The 18406-nt window shown below is 46.0% G+C and carries 12 protein-coding genes and 1 pseudogene; 8 read left to right on the plus strand and 5 right to left on the minus strand.

Annotated features, from left to right (window positions below; genetic code table 11):
* Positions 1–200 precede the first annotated feature (200 nt).
* Entirely contained in the window at positions 201–665 is a 465-nt protein-coding gene (locus QUB52_RS25665; protein WP_265234900.1) for a COP23 domain-containing protein, read from the minus strand.
* A 343-nt stretch (positions 666–1008) separates the two neighbouring features.
* On the opposite strand from QUB52_RS25665, the gene QUB52_RS25670 reads away from it, so the two are divergent.
* The 8 genes from QUB52_RS25670 to QUB52_RS25705 all read left to right on the plus strand — a co-directional run bounded on the left by QUB52_RS25670 (position 1009) and on the right by QUB52_RS25705 (position 11636).
* The gene (locus QUB52_RS25670) at positions 1009–1506 is read left to right on the plus strand and encodes an HNH endonuclease (protein WP_265234899.1); all 498 of its coding nucleotides are present in this window, start codon (positions 1009–1011) and stop codon (positions 1504–1506) included.
* Between the two features lie 241 nt (positions 1507–1747).
* Entirely contained in the window at positions 1748–3025 is a 1278-nt protein-coding gene (locus tag QUB52_RS25675) for a DHH family phosphoesterase (RefSeq protein ID WP_265234898.1), read from the plus strand.
* 550 nt (positions 3026–3575) lie between these two features.
* Positions 3576–7187: a diguanylate cyclase domain-containing protein gene (locus tag QUB52_RS25680; RefSeq protein ID WP_332975223.1), complete on the plus strand. Its 3612-nt coding sequence runs from the start codon at positions 3576–3578 to the stop codon at positions 7185–7187.
* Between the two features lie 88 nt (positions 7188–7275).
* Positions 7276–7770: a phosphohistidine phosphatase SixA gene (gene sixA, locus QUB52_RS25685; RefSeq protein WP_332969461.1), complete on the plus strand. Its 495-nt coding sequence runs from the start codon at positions 7276–7278 to the stop codon at positions 7768–7770.
* A 248-nt stretch (positions 7771–8018) separates the two neighbouring features.
* A complete protein-coding gene (locus tag QUB52_RS25690) occupies positions 8019–9164 on the plus strand; it encodes a citrate synthase (RefSeq protein ID WP_265234896.1) in 1146 nt (381 codons plus the stop codon).
* 241 nt (positions 9165–9405) lie between these two features.
* Complete coding sequence (locus QUB52_RS25695; protein WP_332975222.1) at positions 9406–10197, plus strand: TIGR04255 family protein; 792 nt, start codon at positions 9406–9408, stop codon at positions 10195–10197.
* A gap of 4 nt (positions 10198–10201) precedes the next feature.
* Complete coding sequence (locus QUB52_RS25700; protein ID WP_332975221.1) at positions 10202–10828, plus strand: hypothetical protein; 627 nt, start codon at positions 10202–10204, stop codon at positions 10826–10828.
* A 7-nt stretch (positions 10829–10835) separates the two neighbouring features.
* Entirely contained in the window at positions 10836–11636 is an 801-nt protein-coding gene (locus tag QUB52_RS25705; RefSeq protein WP_332975220.1) for a hypothetical protein, read from the plus strand.
* On the opposite strand, the pseudogene QUB52_RS25710 reads toward QUB52_RS25705, so the two are convergent.
* From QUB52_RS25710 to QUB52_RS25725, 4 genes and pseudogenes are all read right to left on the minus strand, one after another.
* A pseudogene (locus QUB52_RS25710) lies at positions 11622–11813 on the minus strand (hypothetical protein); the annotation flags it as partial. The gene QUB52_RS25705 and the pseudogene QUB52_RS25710 sit on opposite strands and share 15 nt — an antisense overlap.
* Before the next feature lie 88 nt (positions 11814–11901).
* On the minus strand, positions 11902–12417 hold the full coding sequence (locus tag QUB52_RS25715) for a DUF29 family protein (RefSeq protein ID WP_332975219.1): 516 nt from the start codon (positions 12415–12417) through the stop codon (positions 11902–11904).
* A 155-nt stretch (positions 12418–12572) separates the two neighbouring features.
* Positions 12573–14687, minus strand: a complete 2115-nt coding sequence (gene argZ, locus QUB52_RS25720; protein ID WP_332975218.1) for a bifunctional arginine dihydrolase/ornithine cyclodeaminase — start codon at positions 14685–14687, stop codon at positions 12573–12575.
* Between the two features lie 223 nt (positions 14688–14910).
* Positions 14911–18120, minus strand: coding sequence for a PAS domain-containing protein (locus QUB52_RS25725; RefSeq protein ID WP_332969450.1), 3210 nt, complete (start codon positions 18118–18120; stop codon positions 14911–14913).
* Positions 18121–18406: the final 286 nt, after the last annotated feature.

Here is an 18406-nt window from a genome sequence, read left to right on the forward strand (position 1 = left end):
TGTAGACCCACTGCATCGTCATGTATCTACAGCTCGACTTTTGAAGCAAGCTCAGCAAAAACCTTGACAGGGCTAGCATTGCGCACCCTACTGAAGAAAATAACTGTCATCGAAAAATGATTATTTCGATGCAGCGAAAATGATCTAACTAATGACTAATGACTAATGACTGATGACTGATGACTGATGACTGATGACTATCAATTTACCTTGACAGGCGAAGTATTTAGATTAGGATTTTTAACTCTTTTTAAAAGTTCTTGTCGGGCTTGTTCGGGATTTTGCCCTTTGGGTACTTGATATAATAATCTACAGGAACCATCTTGAGGATTAGCTGCACAAATAATTATTTGACCGCTAGGAGATGCACCTGCTGTGACAATATTATCCCAGTTTCCTTGGGGTTGCGAGTTGTTGAGAATTCCAGAGACTCGTGTACACCGAGTAATGGCGTCTTCTCCTGATTCATTGAAATAGTTGTCAGCCACCCACAGAATAACGGGAATATTTTTTCCTTGTTGGACGGCAATTGTGGCCGGGCGACCACCAGCAGCGCCACAGAAGAATGACGTTGTTTGGGCAAAGGCGGGACTGTTTGCTAAAATCGGAGCTGCTAGGGCAATAATTGACGCGCTAAAAGCTGACTTTAAGAGCCGAAATTTCATGGGCAGTGATAAGTTTTTTAATTTAAGGTTACTAATACTCTAAAAAGTTACGCTGCTGGTTGCCGGGAAGATTAGGCATTTAGGGAAAAAAATAAAATTTATTCTGTAAAGTTTGGCCATCGCACATACTGACCTTATCTTCGCCTAAACTCACGGAAAATCCCTCGCTGACAAACGCTGGGGCAAAAAATACGTGCAGCCACAAAGGGCGCAGGCGCGAGGGTATAGGGTAAAGGTAAGGTTTTTAGCCGTTTTTGGCGATCGCCTTGCCATTCCTGAGCCCGCCCCCCTAAATTGGAACCTGTGTTAGCATCATTAAAAATCTTCTCTTTAATAATCAACAATGGGCAATGTTCTGGTGCTGAATGCCTCCTACGAACCGCTCAACATCACCAATTGGCGAAGGGCGGTAGTTTTGTTGCTGAAAGGAAAAGCAGAACAGGTAGAACATAACGGGAAATTTATTGCGCCAAACTTCCCGCTACCAACTGTGATTCGACTGCGGCATTACGTCCGAGTTCCCTATAAGGATATTCCGCTGACTCGCCGGAACATCTTGCACCGGGACGGGCACTCTTGTCAATACTGTGGCTATAGCGGGGACGATTTGACGCTGGATCACGTGATTCCTCGATCGCGCGGGGGAGGTGAAAGTTGGGAAAACCTGGCTACAGCCTGCGTGCGCTGCAATGTCAATAAAGGCAGTCGCACCCCGAAAGAAGCGGGAATGGTGCTGCGCTATCCGCCGAGGAAACCTCACAGTGGTCTTTATTTTGAAGTGACTAGACACGTTAAGAGTGGTATGCACCAAGAATGGCAAAAATATGTAATCGGCCTTTGAAACCCCTGTCGCAAGCAAGCGCGGGGGTTTTTTGCGGAAGTTTTGAATTGTGTGGCGCCATCAGTGTGTCCGCCCGATAGTTTTGAGTTAAAAAGTTAAATAGTTAAGAGATAATTTAAGCTCTTAACTCCGGTTTCTCTTAAGAAATATTCGGTTTGACAACGCGGCATCTACAAAGAAACCGGGTTTAAGAGCTTTTGGCGCGCCAGTCCAGACAAAGTTAAATTGCTAATTTCTAACAATGAAAGACCACCCCCCTACCAATTCTGATGAAATATCTGGCAATAATCTCGAAGCTGAGGTTAACTCCAGCAGCGAGGTTGTACCCGCAGTGAGTGTACCTGGAAAACGGCGCGGCAAAGCCGAAGTTGTTTCCGAAGAGAATCGCGACAGTCTGCGCGGGGAATTGCACGATCGCAAAGTCGAGCAATTGCGCCAAATGTTCGATCGGCACAGAGGCAATCGCCAGTTAATATTATTGCAAGATTTTCCAGACCCAGACGCACTTTCCAGCGCTTGGGCTTACAAATTAATCGCCGAAAAGTACGATATCCAATGCGAGATGATCTACGCCGGCGCCCTCAGCCACCAAGAAAATATTGCCTTAGTTAAATTAACTGGTTTACCGTTACAGCGCTGGACGCTGGAAACGGCAAAAGCTAAGGATTTATCGGCTTATCAGGGCTGCGTTTTTATCGACAACCAAGGCACGACTTGTAACTTAACCGAGTTTATTTTAGGGGCAGGAATTCCGATCGCCGCCGTGATCGACCACCACAATTTGCAGGGAGAAATAAACGCAGAATTTACGGATTTGCGCCCTCAAATCCGCGCTACAGCCACGATTTTTACGGAGTATTTGCAGGCTGGACTGCTAACTCTCGACAGCGGTATTAGCCAGCACGTCAAATGCGCTACAGCTTTGATGCACGGTTTGCGATCGGATACCAACGCCCTCAGACAAGCTCAGGAGGAGGATTTTTTAGCTGCGGCTTATTTGAGCCGATTTTATGACTCACAGTTGTTGAATGCGGTGTTACAGTCCTCTCGGTCTAAATGGGTGATGGATGCGATCGAGCGAGCGCTCAAACACCGCATCGTCCAGAACAATTTCTCGATCGCGGGCATCGGCTACCTCCGTTATGACGATCGGGATTCCATTCCCCAAGCAGCGGACTTTCTAGTAACAGAAGAGAACGTACACACAGCAGTTGTCTACGCCATTGTACACGACAAAGACGAAGAACTTGAAGTAGTAATTGGCTCGCTGCGAACGAATAAACTTACTCTCGACCCCGACGAATTTATTAAAGAAGCCTTCGGTCAAGATGCTCAAGGACGCTTTTTTGGTGGAGGCAGAAGTCAAGCTGGAGGTTTTGAGATTCCGGTGGGATTTCTGTCTGGCAGGAATGATAACAGCGACTATGCAAGGCACAAATGGGAAGTATTCGATGCTCAGATCAAGCAAAAGTTGCTGAATTTAATTAGTCCTAAAGATAATCCTATTTACGATCATTAATTATGGAGTTTGTCGGTAGAGTCTTGATTTGAGCAACAGCCTGGTAATGCCGAGCAATCTGTCGCTGTGAGGTTCGATCGCATTTTTTACTCGTCTCGCAAACATCTCAACTTTAGAATCTTATTTGGTTCGTAGTGATGACTTTAGTCCTTATATGAGGACTTTAGTCCTCACTACGAACCTTTTTTGTTACCAGTAATTGACCGGATATAATACAATACGGTTTAATTAAGGTTTTTTTGTCCGAATATAAGGTACTCGTGAAGCAATCGCAGTGTCTGTTTTTCACATCGTTTTACCGCCAAGACAGTCTTAAATGAACCGTATTGAAATATACAATTAGCTATTTCCGAGACCAAACCACATAAATTCCTGGGAATATAACATAAAGATGATTTTTTGGCTTGAGCGTTCCTGAACAAGAAAACAACTTTTTAGTTTTATTGTTAAAGTCAAAAAAAACGTTGCTACGAATTAAAACAAATTATTATATTTATTTGTCGCGGGCTAGAATAGTATAAAATAGCTTCACAGAACAAGGAACACGGAGATGTCTACAAAACAGGATTTCTCTTGGTCGTTAGAGAAAATTCTAGAAAAACTTTCAGAAATTGCAATTCAAATCAACGAGTTCGGGGATCTGGAGAGCATTTTGCAATGTGCGGTAGCAGAAACCAGGGTGTTGCTGCAAACCGATCGCGTAATTATTTATCGCTTCTTACCGCATGGAGATAGTGTAGTATTGGCTGAATCCGTTGGTGGCGAGTGGCCGCCCATCCTGGGACAACTGATTTATGACCCTTGCTTTGAAACAACCTGGGTAAAGCGTTACAGCCAGGGACAAACCAGCAGCATTGCTGATATTAACAGCGGTCATATTCCAGCTTGTCATGTCGAATTGCTCGATCGCCTCCAAGTGCAGGCTAACTTAGTTGTACCAATTTTGCTAGATGGCAAACAGCAGCAATCTCCGAAGCTGTGGGGACTGTTGATTGCTCATCAATGCCGAAGTCCGCGTCAGTGGGAACCTCTCGACATTCAGATCCTGCAACACGTTGCAGTGCAGATCAGCTTGAGGATACGGCAACTGGAATCTCACCACCCGGTGCTGCCACCAAATCAACCGCCACAACTCGAAACAGCACCGGATCAAACTGCCACCAATATAGAAAAAGTCTACCATCAAAATAGCCTGGAACCAGACAGTGCCTGTTCCCTGATCAGCGATATTGTCAACATCAACGCCTTTGATTTGTTGCAATACCCGCTCTGGATATTTGATATTGAGCATTGGCAAATGCGGTGGGCAAACCAAGCATCCTTGTATTTGTGGAATGCTGCGACGCGGCAAGAACTCACGAGCCGCAACTTTAGCGATGTGTCGGAGTCTACTCGGATTCGCTTGCAGAGCTATCTGCAACAGTTTGAGCAAGGCAAAACCTTGTCCGAGCGGTGGACGTTTTACCCGGCCGGTGAGCCTGTTTTTGTCGGCTGTCGGTGCTCTGGCATTAGAATTGACGGCGGGCGTTTGGCAATGCTGGTGGAGGGTACGATCGAAACCGTCGATCGCATTGAGCCGGAAACCCTGCGATCGATCGAAGCACTCCGCCACACCACGCTGATGGTTGCGCTGTACAGCCTAGAAGGCTTGCTGCTGCTGCAAAACCCGGCGGCCTTGCGCTGTTATGGAAAGACAGACAATGCTTTTGTGAGCCGCTTTGTGGACGATCGGGTAGGAGAGCGAGCAATGGCAATTCTCAAGTCCGGTAAGGTCTTTACTGCTGAGACTCAAGTCATTACTCTGGCGGGAATTCGGTGGCACGAGATGGACGTGCGATGTACCAACGACCCGGTAACAGGCAACCCGATGTTGCTCGTGAACGAAAAGGACATTACCGACCGCAAGCAGACGGAAACAGCCCTGCAACAGAGTGAAACCCGGTTGTCAGAAGCCCAGCGGGTTGCCCACATCGGTAACTGGGAATGGGACGTAATTACAGATAAAATTACCTGGTCTGCCCAACTATTCGAGATTGTGGGACGCAACAGGGCCCTGGGCGAACCTACCTATGAAGAAAATATGCGGCTTTACCATCCCGAAAGTGCCGAACAGCTACACCAGGTAGTTCTACGATCCCTCAGTCACGGAGAACCCTATCGATTGCGGCTCAGAGTCTTGGGCGTCAATGCTTCGCTCCGCTATATCGAAGCCAGGGGACAGGCCGAACTCAATGCAGAGGGACAAGTCATTCGGTTGTTTGGCACATCCCAAGACATTACGGATATTGTCCAGGCAGAAACAGAACTCAAAGAAATGAGTAGAGCTCTTGCTAATGCGGTGGAGGGCATCTCGCGGCTGGATATTTTCGGACGGTATATCACCGTTAATCAAGCCTATGCGAATATAGCAGGTTATCAGCCTGAAGAAATGGTTGGTATGAATTGGCAGAAAACAGTTCATCCCGAAGACTGCGACACGATGATGGTCGCTTATCAAAAAATGCTAGCCTGCGGCCGAGTGGAGGTTGAGGCCCGTGGTATCAGGAAAGATGGTTCGATTTTTTACAAGCAGGTGGTGATGTTGGCGGCCTACGACTCGCAGGAGCGATCGATCGGGCATCACTGTTTTATGAAGGATATCACCGCTCGCAAACAAGCAGAAGCAGCATTAAAAAAAGAGTTCGAGCGTCTGGGTATAGTGATTGCCACCCAACAGGAAATCGCCCTTCGTAATCCTAACCTGGATGCCGTGATGGCGGTGATTACCGATCGAACTCAAAAATTGATCGGTGCCGATGGGGCCGTGATTGCAATGCTGGAAGGGGATGAAATGGTGTATCGGGCAGCCAGCGGTATCGCCACCGCCTATCTTGGATTACGGATCAAAGTAGGGACAAGTTTATCGGGAAAATGTATTGCGACCGGCCAAATCATGATTTGCGAGGATTCAGAAACCGATGCACGGGTGGATCTGGCGGCCTGTCAGCGCATTGGTCTCCGGTCACTGGTGGTTGTTCCCTTGTTCTATCAGGACGATCGGGTTGGCGTCTTAAAAGTCGTTTCAGCTACACCCTTTGCCTTTACAGAGTCAGATATCCAAACTTTACAACTAATGGCGGGGTTTATGGCCGGGAGCCTGCATCTGGCTTCGGAGTTTGAGGCTAAAAACAGTCTCCTGAGTCAATTGCAGGAAAGCGATGAACGGTATTGTTCTGTGATTACTACAATGACCGAAGGTGTCGTACTTCAGCTAGCAAACGGACAAATTACTACCTGTAATGCTAGTGCTGAAAGGATTCTCGGGCTGACACCAGACCAAATGATGGGGCGTACATCCATAGATTTAGACTGGCGCACCATTGGCGAGGATGGCGAACCGTTTCCGCGGGAACAGCATCCGGCAATAATCACCCTACGCACGGGAGAAGCGCGATCGAATGTGGTGATGGGCATTCACAAATCGGATCAAACCCTGACTTGGATTTCGATTAATTCTCAACCACTGTTCCATCTCAATCAATCTCAACCCTATGGAGTAGTGACCACTTTCGCTGATATTACAGAACGCCAGGAGGCCGAGGAGATTCTGAAAAACCGGGCGGAACAAGAAAGATTAATGGCTATGACAGATGGGTTAACCCAAGTAGCAAACCGCCGCTGTTTTGATCAGCGATTGCAGTCGGAATGGCACCGACTGATGCAGGGCAAACAACAGCTTTCATTGATTATGTTGGATGTGGATTATTTTAAGCGATATAACGATCGCTACGGACATCAAGCTGGGGATATTTGTTTGGTGGAAGTGGCGAAAGCTGCGGCGGCTGCGGTTAGACGTTCGACGGATTTGTTTGTGCGCTATGGGGGCGAAGAATTTGCTGCTATTCTGCCAAATACGGATGCTGCTGGGGCGATCGCAGTTGCTGAGTCGATCCGAGATGCCATCGGAGATTTGGCCATCCCTCACGAGCAATCTGATGTGAGTGCGATCCTGACTGTGAGTATGGGAATTGCTAGCATGATTCCCTGCTGTGGCAAATCCCCGGATGAATTGATCGCCGCAGCCGATCGAGCATTGTATGATGCGAAACGACAAGGGCGCGATCGCTACGCCTATGGCGCGTACCAGATGACAGTGCTAGATGTCAATCCAGTTGTAGAATAGGCAAAAGATGTCGATCGCGCCAAACTTCATCGATCGCGTGCGTAAGCCGGGGCGTAGCCATCGCAAAGCTATCAAAAGGACAGCGAGAGTGCATTTATATTTGATCCGTCACGGTATCGCAGCCGAACCAGAAGAATACGAAACAGACTCAGAACGCCCGCTGACTAAAGAGGGCGATCGTAAAACCCGAAAAATCGCCCAGCGGCTGTACGAGCTCGAAATTCAGTTCGATATGATGCTCTCTAGTCCCCTACTGCGCGCCTCGCAAACCGCGCAAATCCTGCTTTCAGTCGGTCTAAGTTCCAAAATAGAAGAATCCGCCGCCCTCGCACCTTCAGGAGACATCGGGGACTGGCTGAGGTGGTACAAGCAGTGGCAGGAAACAGGCAACCGCAGCTTAGTCTTGGTGGGCCACCAACCAGATTTGGGCAATTGGGCAGAAACTTTGCTTTGGGGGCGATCGCAAGATGCCCTGATCCTCAAAAAAGCAGGTATCATCGGCTTAATCCTCCCCGAAACAGGCTCCCCAGTCGGCCGCAGCCAAATGTTCTGGCTCACAGGGCCTAAGTTTTTGCTTTGTTAGAAACAGCGAATCGGCGCGATAATCACAGGGCGCGCCAGCCCTGTTTGACCGGCATTCTCCGACTCCGCAACAGGGTGTGAGGAACTAAAATATCTAACGGTGCGATCGCAAACTCTGTGGAAAAATCTCGTTTCTGAGCATCCTTGCGCCTGAGTCGCGAGTAAATGATTATTTGTCAAGACGGTGACACTATCTTGCTTTCTGGTAATGTAATTTGATTAGATTCAATCACACAATACGGTATCGCAATGGTCGTCGGCGAATTCAAACCAGGTTTAGAAGGTGTTCCCGCCACCTTGTCCAGTATTAGTTATGTAGATGGACAAAAAGGGGTGCTAGAATATCGCGGGATTAGCATTGAGGAACTAGCTCTCAAAAGTTCCTTTGTGGAAACTTCGTATTTATTAATCTGGGGCGTACTTCCGACAAAGGAAGAACTAGAAGCTTTCGAGCATGAAATTCGCTATCACCGCCGGATCAAATATCGCATCCGGGATATGATGAAATGCTTTCCCGAAAGAGGACATCCAATGGACGCGCTGCAAGCTTCAGCAGCGGCCTTGGGTTTGTTCTACTCGCGCCGAGCTTTGGCCAACCCAGCATACATTCGAGAAGCTGTAGTGCGGCTGCTAGCTAAGATTCCCACAATGGTAGCAGCGTTCCAGCAAATGCGGCGGGGAAATGATCCGGTGCGGCCGAGGGATGATTTGAACTACTCGGCTAACTTTCTTTATATGCTAAACGAGCGAGAACCAGATCCGCTGTTAGCTAACATTTTTGACGTTTGTCTGACTCTGCACGCCGAACATACAATCAATGCTTCTACATTTTCGGCAATGGTAACAGCTTCGACTCTGACAGATCCTTACGGGGTGATTGCTTCAGCAGTTGGCACTTTGGCGGGGCCTCTGCACGGGGGAGCGAATGAAGAAGTGATTGAGATGTTGGAGCAAATTGGTTCGGTAGAAAACGTGCGGCCTTTTGTGGAGAAGTGCGTTGCAAATAAGGACAAAATCATGGGATTCGGACACCGAGTTTATAAGGTGAAAGATCCGAGAGCAACTATTCTTCAAGGGTTAGCAGAACAGTTGTTTGAAAACTTCGGACACGACGATTATTACGACATTGCTGTCAAGTTGGAAGAAGTGGTTGAGGAGAAATTGGGGCAGAAAGGAATTTATGCTAATGTAGATTTCTATTCGGGTCTGGTTTACCGGAAAATGGGAATTCCGATCGATTTGTTTACGCCTGTTTTTGCGATCGCCCGCGTTGCCGGTTGGCTAGCCCACTGGAAGGAACAGCTAGAGACAAACCGCATTTACCGCCCGACTCAAATCTATACGGGTACTCACGGTGAGCCTTATATTGCGATCGAGGACAGGCCCCAATCTTAACCTCAAAGCTGTAGCCCTTGGGTGCGTCGCCATGAGATTGTCGCTGTTGATGAAGGATTGTCGATGGCGACACACCCTACGGCTTGACTATCCAAGCCAGTGAATTTCAGGTTGTAGAGATTCTTTTTACAAATGGTGCAGATTCTAAAAAACGTTCGGTACGCAGGAAAAATCTTCGTAAAAGTGTAAAGTGATATGTAAAATAGAGTTGTGGACATCCTATGGACATCCTTTGGATATTATGAAAACAGCAGCGCCAAAAATGAGTCTTGCGCCCGTGTTCTACACACTGGCTCAGGTGCAATTTAACCCAATTGCCCAAATCTCGGATTATGTTGCCCGTTTGCAGGAGCGCCTGCGCCGAAGTGGGTTCCCCGACTTCCAAGCCGAAAATCAATTTGAACTCACAATTCGTCGGCTGGACGAGCAACAGCCTGATGTTAAGCCTCAGCAGCACGTGCGCTGGAGCTTTACGAATAGTGAACGGACTGAAGGCTATTTATTGCTATCCAATGCTTTGGTTTTTCACACTACTGCATACCATACATTTGAAAGTTTCTTAGAACGTACCATTTTTGGGTTAAATTTGGTTCACGAAATTGTAGAACTAGATTATGTAGAGCGCATTGGACTCCGTTACCTTAATGCGGTTTTTCCAATAAACGATGAAACCATAGAACAATACCTGAACCCAAGTCTTTTGGGATTTTCAGCAAGCCTAGATGGTTGCCTAGTTCACAGCTTTACTGAGACAGTCACTGCTATCGAGAACGGCAATTTAGTTGCCAGAGCGGTAATTACTGATGGGGCTTTAGCTCTGTCACCTGATTTATTTCCCTTACAACTCGAACTACAACCCCAATTTACAGCAGTTAATGGTCGAAATACTGTACTAGATACTGACTATTTCGTCGTCAAACGAAATACTTTTAATCTTATAGAAATTAAAAACCAACTTTTGAAGTCACATGACATCATCACTAATGCTTTTAAGGTTTCAGTAACTGACTACGCTAAAGAAAAATGGGCTTAAGAATATGAACACAACAATAAACCCTTATCACTCGTCTTTTGTTGAACATACAAATACCTCTAGTTCTCACGCAGCTATCAAACTATTTGCCCCACTATTAGTTTTAGCAGTAGGCACTGGTGGCATCAGGACTCCAAATAATACTGCTGAATTAAACAGATGGTTGTATGATCCGCGTATACATATCGAACCTGCTAAGGCAAATCAGGTTGATACGAGATCCCCGGCTGAGAATGTTGCGAACATCCGTGATGTATTTGCTATAAATATGTCTGATCTGGCTTCTGTTCTTGGGGTCACTCGTCCTACGGTCTATGCCTGGCTGGCAGGACAAGAGCCAAAGGGAGAAGCAGTAATACGTATTCAGAAATTGTCCCGCGTCGCCGACCAATTTAATCGAGCAAACATCATTCGTTTAGATAAGCTTGTGCATCGTCCGATTTTAAATGGACGTTCTTTGCTCGATATACTCAAGACAGATGAAGATCCTGTAGCAGATTTAGCCACTCTCAAGGCAATAGCCGATAAAGAAGCACAGACTCGCCGTGAACCTAAAGGCTCTGGCAAAAACCTGAGATCGCTCCACGATGTGTTGAGCGAGTCGTCTGTGGCTATCTATGAGAGGAGTTAGTACAACAATGCCTTGGTCTCGAAACACCAAATGGCGACAGGGTAGCGTACTGGCTCAGAAAGACTTTCAGGCGGTGGGCTTGACCGATGTACCTGATGCTGATCTGGCTATAGCAATATCCCACGATTGCGATATCGCCAATGACAATCTGAATCTTGAACCTGCTGTGGAATTCATTTTTGCTCGCATCCTAGAGCAGCACAATAAGAACTTCACTTACGGGAAAAATCCGCGCACTCTACACATAGATTACAAACATGATGGACAAATTGTTTGGATTGAACTAATCGCCTCAAAAAGGTTGATATTGCATAAAGATAGGCTTGACACTCTCCAGCCTGATGAGACTTATAAACTCAATACTCATTCTGGGCAGATTCTTCAGAGTTGGCTGGCTGCTAGATACCGTCGCCATGCTCTACCGAATAGCCTTGTTGAGCGGCTTAGAGAAGTTTTTAAACACATTGACGATAAAGGTAAGAAAAATTCTGCTGGAATATTGTCTTTCCGTCTGTCTTATGATCCCGAAGATGAACTTCCTCCCGAAGAACCGTATGAACTCTCGATCAGCATTGTCTACATCATTGATCAGGCTGAATACGGTGAAATGGCTGGTAATATCGTAAGTAGCCTCAAGAAAGAATTTCCCAATCTTTTAGAAAAGACAAAGGATAGCGGAACAGTGGACTTACGCAAATGCGAAGCGGTCTCTGAAATGGAATTTACAGTTCGTGATATGCGTGACACAGTTGAGTACCATCTAGAACACTTAAGCTATCGTACTGAGCCTTCGGGACCAGTTATTTAAATAACGCTGTTCTACTTTGTTTTTAATGAGGTGGATTAGCAGAATTAGTAAAAAAGACCCGATATTCCGCAGAGTTGCTTGTTTGCTCAGGCCCTCTAATTCATCGACAATGAAGAGAGCATCTTCATTTCTGCCCTCTAAAATACAATTTCTCAGGTCTATTAATTCCTGTACCATTGCTCTTGACCTCAATATTTATAGGAATTTCGCAAGGTGTGCAACGCACACCCAACGCGCGACATTACTGGCTCTGTAGTCATGTTTTTTAACTGTCTACGTTCCAATCTTCACCCCCAGGCAACTGCGACAAATATTCGTCGATCGCATCCTCGAATTCTCCTCTAGCATAAGTGTATGTCAGGGACAGTAGCTGATTTGCGATCGCAACCATTTGCTCTCTGTCCACTCTCTTAGCAAGTTGAGCACGGCTTAACCTTCCTTCCAACACTTCCCTACTAGCCTCACGAATTGCGGCTTCTAGTTCATCTTCTATGAAAAGCTCCCACTCATCGGCATTGATATAGTAAGGTGTCTTATTATCTTTGAGATTGAGCTTTTTAATACCTCGAACAGAATTAGCAATAGAAGCGGCCCAAGAATTTGTTAAACGCTGTTCTACTTGGTTTTTAATTAAGTGGATTAGCAGAATTAGTAAAAAAGACCCGATATTCCGCAGAGTTGCTTGTTTGCTCAGGCCCTCTAATTCATCGACAATGAAGAGAGCATCTTCATTTCTGCCCTCTAAAATACAATTTCTGAGGTCTCTTAATTCCTGTACCATTGCTTTTGGCCTCAATATTTCTAGGAATTTCGTAAGGTGCGCAATGCGCACCTTACGCGCTCTATTCTTGAGTCCGCGGAGGCGGATATCGTTTGTGTAGACGCGGTTTCAACCGCCGAGTCTACACCGTTTCAACCACCGAATCCGCCCTAAATCTACACAGATTGAGTTACATGATGGCGGCTGGTCAATTTATCCAATTGATTCACCAACAAACTCAGGAACAATCCCACATCGGTGACAACTCCCGTAGATTCGATCGACCCCCGATCGCTCAATTTAGTCACCACAGCCGGATTAATGTCCACACAGACCATCTTCACACCCGCCGGTGTCATATTTCCCACACCGATCGAGTGCAGCATAGACGACAGCATTAACACCATATCCGCGCCCCGTAACAGCTCAGTATACTCTTCTTGAGCCTTCACCATATCCATTTGCGTGTCAGGAAGCGGCCCATCATCGCGGATCGAACCAGCCAGCGAAAACGGTATATTGTGCTTCACACATTCGTACATCACACCGCTGGTAATCACGCCTGCTTCAACGACTTTAGCAATACTGCCATAACGCCGCGTGGTGTTAATCATTTTCAAGTGATGTCGGTGTCCGCCGCGCACAGCAACGCCACGTTTCATGTCAACTCCCAAAGAAGTTCCCATGCTCGATTGTTCCATGTCGTGAACCGCGATCGCATTTCCACCCAACAATGCTTGCACATAACCTTCGCGAATCAAATGCGCCAAATGTTCGCCGCCGCCCGTGTGGATGACAACAGGCCCCGCCGTCACTACAACTTTGCCACCCCGATCGCGAATTTGGCGCAATTCCCACGCTACTTGTTCCACTACCAACTCTACGCGGCGCTCACTAGAAACGCTACCCGACATAAAGCTAAACTCTTGAGAATTACGCTGTTCCCGCGATTCTGTTTTGCGGATAGTGCGGATGCCGACAACATCCACAACGACTTTTTCACCTATTTTCAAATCGCGCAATAATTTGCACGTAGCCACCGGGCCTTCTGCGGTTTCAGTAATCGCAACTGCACCGTCCATCCGCTGATTTCGCGCTCTCACCCACTGACCGTTTACCCGCACTTCCGTGGGATAAATCGTACTAACATAAAAGTCATCCGGGCCGACTCCATCCTGCACAACATCTTCTAAAATAGCGTCGCAAATATCTTCCGGCGGTGGCACTGCGCCCAAGTCAATCAGCAGTCCCATGATTTCTTCCATCACATCGTGGGAAGGTGCCGAAACTTTAACATCCGCAGATGATGTGCTTTGGCGCTGCTCTCCTAAATTGAAATTCAGCACTTGGAAACTGCCGCCGTTTTCGATAATTAAGTCTAAAGCGCGACTGATTAAACCCGCATCTAGCAAGTGGCCTGCCATGCGGATTGTGCGGCTTTCTACCATCACGTTTGCCGATCGATCTTCTTGCACCGGTTCATTCACCCGCAGCGTCAAACACTTACAAGCACCGCCGGCTTTCAAAAATTCGCTCATCGGCGTTTCAATGACTTTGAAACCCGCTTCAGTGATGCGCGTTTTCAAGCCTTCGCTGACCTTGTTCATTACCACAACTTTGTCAATATTGACAGCATTGCAAGCAAAGTTCGCGGCATCTGCTTCTTCAATGGCGATGCGTTTTTCCGGCGCAACTCGCATTTCAATTAAGCGGTTCGAGTAGGAGTCAAATGCTGCTGGATAGTAGAGCAAATAGCCACCTGTGAGCGGACAAAAACAGGTGTCTAAGTGATAGAAACGTTCGTCAACTAAACGCAGCGACAGCACTTCTATGTTCAGCCAGTTTGCTAGTAATGGGTGCGAGTCTAGTTCGGAACGGAAGCCGTATCCAGCCCACAGCCAGCGTCCTTCGCGATCGAGCAAAGCATCACCTGCGCCCTCAAACGGCAAGTCCTTCGGGAGTTCGTGCACGGTGAAACCTTTGCTTTCAAACCATGCTTTGAAATAGGGTTCTTCGCCTTGGCGTTCTTTGTGATAGAAACGACTGAGGACGAAAGTATTGCCTAAAAGCAAGCCTGCGTTGGCGGTGAAAACCATATCCGGCCAGCCTTTTTCGGGCGGCACGAGATCTACAATGGCGTTGTCTTTCAGGACGTGGTAGAGTTTCTCCCACTGTTCGACGGCTCGCTCGCGCGATGATTTGTGGACGTTTCCCTCCATCCAAGGGTTAATTACATAATCGACATCGTAGTGGTCGGGAGCGCACATCAGGAAGCGTATTGAGTCAGTCATAAGTCAGTTAAAATGTAGTAGATGCTACAGACGCGAGTTGAGATAATATGTATGAAATCAACTGTAAAATTCATTCCCAAGAGAAAGAGTGAAACGTCTAGCAGCGAAAAAAGTAGCTTTTAATTCTATCACGATTAAGATAAGATTAAACTAGACCACAGATGGTTCCAATGAAATATCGGATCAAATGTCAGGGTTTGATATTATTTGCCGTCAATTAACCTTAATAAAAGGTTTTACTTTTCACTTTTTGCGAAATCGGCAGTTCGATCGCAAATTCTGTTCCCCGCCCAACCTCTGAATTACACCGCAACTTACCGCCGTGGGTGTCTTTAACAATTTGGTAACTAATCGACAACCCCAAACCAGTGCCACTGCCGATCGGCTTTGTAGTAAAAAACGGGTCAAACATCCTTGACTGAACTTCGGGAAGGATACCGGGCCCATTGTCAGCAATCCGCACAACAACTTGATTGTCCCTATTTATTTCAGTGCTAATGTGAATCTGAGGATTTTTCTCAAACATTTTTCCAGCATCATTTGTAACTGTTGAAATATTGTTTGCTAATGACGAATGAGTGATGACTAATGACTCTTCCACAGCGTCGATCGCATTCACCAGCAAATTCATAAATACCTGGTTTAATTGAGCCGGATAACACTCGACTTTTGGCAGCTCGCCATAATTTTTAATAACTTGAATTTCCCGACGTTTTGGCTGTGACTGCAATCGGTGCTGCAAAATCACCAAAGTGCTCTCTATCCCTTCATGAATGTCGATTACTTTACACTCTGTTTCATCGAGTCTCGAAAAGTTTCGCAAAGACTGCACAATCTGCTTAATTCGGTTAGCACCTTCTTGCATTGAAGCCATAATTTTTGGGAAATCCTCAGCGATAAAATCTACTTCGACTTCTGTCAATTCTTTGGCAATTTCTGGAAATGGTTCGGGATAATGTTGTTGGTAAAGCTGAATCAATTTTACCAAATCGCCAGCGTACTGTGCGGCTGGAATAATATTACCGTAGATGAAGCTAATCGGGTTATTAATTTCGTGGGCAACTCCCGCTACCATTTGCCCGATACTTGACATTTTTTCGGATTGAATGAGCTGGGCTTGAGCTTTTTTTAATGATGCCAAAGTTTGTTCTAACTGTTCGGCTTTTTCTCGTTCTCGCTGTTCGCTAAATTGCAAAGCTGCTTCTGCTTGTTTGCGATCGCTAATATCAGTGTTCGTGCCCGTCATCCGCAAAGGATTTCCCGAATCATCGCGTTCCATCACTTTAGCTTGAGCTAAAATCCACTTCCACTCGCCGGATTTTGTCAGCATCCGAAATTCCACTTCGTACATCGAACTTTCCCATTGAAAGTGAGCTTGTATCGCTGCTTGAGCCTGTGACAAATCCTCTGGATGTACCAGTTGCTCCCAGGATGCAAAATTATTTTCAACCTCCTCTACTTCATATCCCAGCATCGTCTTCCACCGCGAACTAAAATATACTTCTCCCGTCCTCACATTCCAATCCCACAATCCCATAGCACAGCCTTCAAATGCTAGATAAAAACGCTCTTCGCTAATTTGCAAAGCAGCTTCGGCTTGTTTCCGTTCAGTAATATCCATGACTGTTCCCAACAGTTGGATTACTTCTGGGGTTTCGTTAGAAACAGTTTCTCCCCTGATCTCCACATATCGGATATGACCGCTAGAATGCAAAATTCGCAATTCAATTTTGTAGGGAGTTCCTTCTGAAATAGCGAGGTTGATAGTTTGCTCAAAAACCTCTCTGTCGTCGGGATGATACATCTCCAAAAGTTGCAAGTATGTCGGTTCAGGTGCGGTTGAGTCAAGACCAAAAATGCGGAATACTTCTGCTGACCAAGTAATTTTATTTGTGACGACATCAAATTCCCAACTACCGATATGGGCAATTTTCTGGGCTGCTGCTAGAGTAGCTTCGCTCTGTTGCAGTTTCAGTCGCTGCTGTTTATCTTGTTCGAGAAGATTGGCTTGGGCGATCGCAATTCCCATTTGTGCCGCCACAGTTTTCAATAATCCGATCTCATCTTGCGTCCATTGGCGGTGAGCGTACTGGTGCAAGCACATCATTCCGTTAGCTTTTCCCTGGTAAGAAGTCCGCACTGCTATCATCGACTTCAAACCTATTTCCTCGCACAAACCTATGACATTTTCTAGCAGCGGTTCCACATAAATATCATTACAAACTACAACTTTATCTTGGGACAATACAAACTGAACGTGAGGGTTGCCCTCGATGGGAATTTCTAAATTTGAAAGCGATTTTGATTCAATTCTTGTGTAGTAAGCCACACAAGGAAGGCGGGGACTTGGATCTTCTGTGTAGGTGTGAATCAAGCAAGTATCGGCATTAAAAACTCGACATATTTGGGCTGCTGCTGTTTGAAACACTCGATCCTGCTTTAAGCTGTAACGAATTTCCAGAGTAATTGTTTCTAGCAGAAATCTTTGCTTAATTTGCCGTTCCAAAGCAGCTAAAGCCGTTTTCAGTTCGAGTTCTGCTTGTTTGCGATCGCTAATTTCAGTAGCACTTCCCAGAATTTTCCAAGGTTTACCCTCTGCTGTTCTGGTAAACACGGTATCCATGCTAAAAAACCAGCGATATTCACCGTTTTGGTGCTGAATTCGGTACTCAATCTCAAAGCTTTCACCGTCTTGTGCTGTCTCAATCCGGCTCATGTGTTCTGAGAAAGCTGGCAAATCATCAGGGTGGATTAAGTTAGGCAGAAATGCTGCTCCCATTTGCTGTATTTCTGCCAGGGAATAGCCAAGATCCCTATACAGTTCGCGATTGATATATAAAATCCGCTGTTCCATCACATCGTAAATGTACAAAACATTAGGATTCATTTTAATTACTGCCGACAGCCAGTGCTGACTTTCTCGCAGTTCTGCTTCGACCCGCTTGCGTTCTTCTATTTCTGCTTGCAGCCGCGCATTTTGTGCTACAATTTGCTTAGAAAGACGACTGAGCAGCAGTTGATTTTCGATGCGGCTCACCACTTCTTCTGTTTGAAACGGTTTACTAATGTAGTCTACCGCCCCCAGCGAAAAAGCTTTGACTTTATCAAATACTTCATTTAAAGAGCTGAGAAAAATTACAGGAATATCTTTGGTTTTGGGAGAAGCTTTTAGCTGTTCGCAGACTTGATAGCCATTCATACCGGGCATCATGATGTCCAGCAAAATCAAATCCGGTGGAGTCGATTGAGCAAAGTTAAGAGCCAATTTGCCATCCCGTGTCGGCCGCACTTTATATCCCCGCTTAGACAAAACCTGGGATAAAAGGCGCAAGCTTTCTGGGTGATCATCAACGATTAAAATGTTTTGTGTTAATACATCTTTTTGAGATGCGAGTGTTTTTGTTTCAGCGGATTCTTGATCATATTGATTCATAATAACTCCCCTATCACTATTTTTATTTATCAAATCTTAAATATTAAATCCTACAATTATTTGTACATAAAACTATTAGTTTGTAGCAGCATGAGTATTGGTAGAGGTTAATTTATGGCGCGGATTTGAGCAATACAAGTTTCAATCAGCTCGGCATCCTGTTTTTCGAGGACTGGCGGTCAATGAGCGACTGTATGCGATGCTTTTATCGTAAGGATTCAGGTCTAAGATTGGGGAATTAAAGAAGGCATAAATAAGTCACAAAAATGGGCAGATATAGCATCAC

It is taken from the genome of Microcoleus sp. A6-C6, assembly GCF_036705955.1.
GTDB lineage: Bacteria > Cyanobacteriota > Cyanobacteriia > Cyanobacteriales > Microcoleaceae > Microcoleus.

Coding starts and splice junctions, on each gene's coding strand:
- QUB52_RS25665 (WP_265234900.1), bottom strand. CDS start 665: ATGAAATTTCGGCTCTTAAAGTCAGCTTTTAGCGCGTCAATTATTGCC.
- QUB52_RS25670 (WP_265234899.1), top strand. CDS start 1,009: ATGGGCAATGTTCTGGTGCTGAATGCCTCCTACGAACCGCTCAACATC.
- QUB52_RS25675 (WP_265234898.1), top strand. CDS start 1,748: ATGAAAGACCACCCCCCTACCAATTCTGATGAAATATCTGGCAATAAT.
- QUB52_RS25680 (WP_332975223.1), top strand. CDS start 3,576: ATGTCTACAAAACAGGATTTCTCTTGGTCGTTAGAGAAAATTCTAGAA.
- QUB52_RS25690 (WP_265234896.1), top strand. CDS start 8,019: ATGGTCGTCGGCGAATTCAAACCAGGTTTAGAAGGTGTTCCCGCCACC.
- QUB52_RS25695 (WP_332975222.1), top strand. CDS start 9,406: ATGAAAACAGCAGCGCCAAAAATGAGTCTTGCGCCCGTGTTCTACACA.
- QUB52_RS25700 (WP_332975221.1), top strand. CDS start 10,202: ATGAACACAACAATAAACCCTTATCACTCGTCTTTTGTTGAACATACA.
- QUB52_RS25705 (WP_332975220.1), top strand. CDS start 10,836: ATGCCTTGGTCTCGAAACACCAAATGGCGACAGGGTAGCGTACTGGCT.
- QUB52_RS25715 (WP_332975219.1), bottom strand. CDS start 12,417: ATGGTACAGGAATTAAGAGACCTCAGAAATTGTATTTTAGAGGGCAGA.
- argZ (WP_332975218.1), bottom strand. CDS start 14,687: ATGACTGACTCAATACGCTTCCTGATGTGCGCTCCCGACCACTACGAT.
- QUB52_RS25725 (WP_332969450.1), bottom strand. CDS start 18,120: ATGAATCAATATGATCAAGAATCCGCTGAAACAAAAACACTCGCATCT.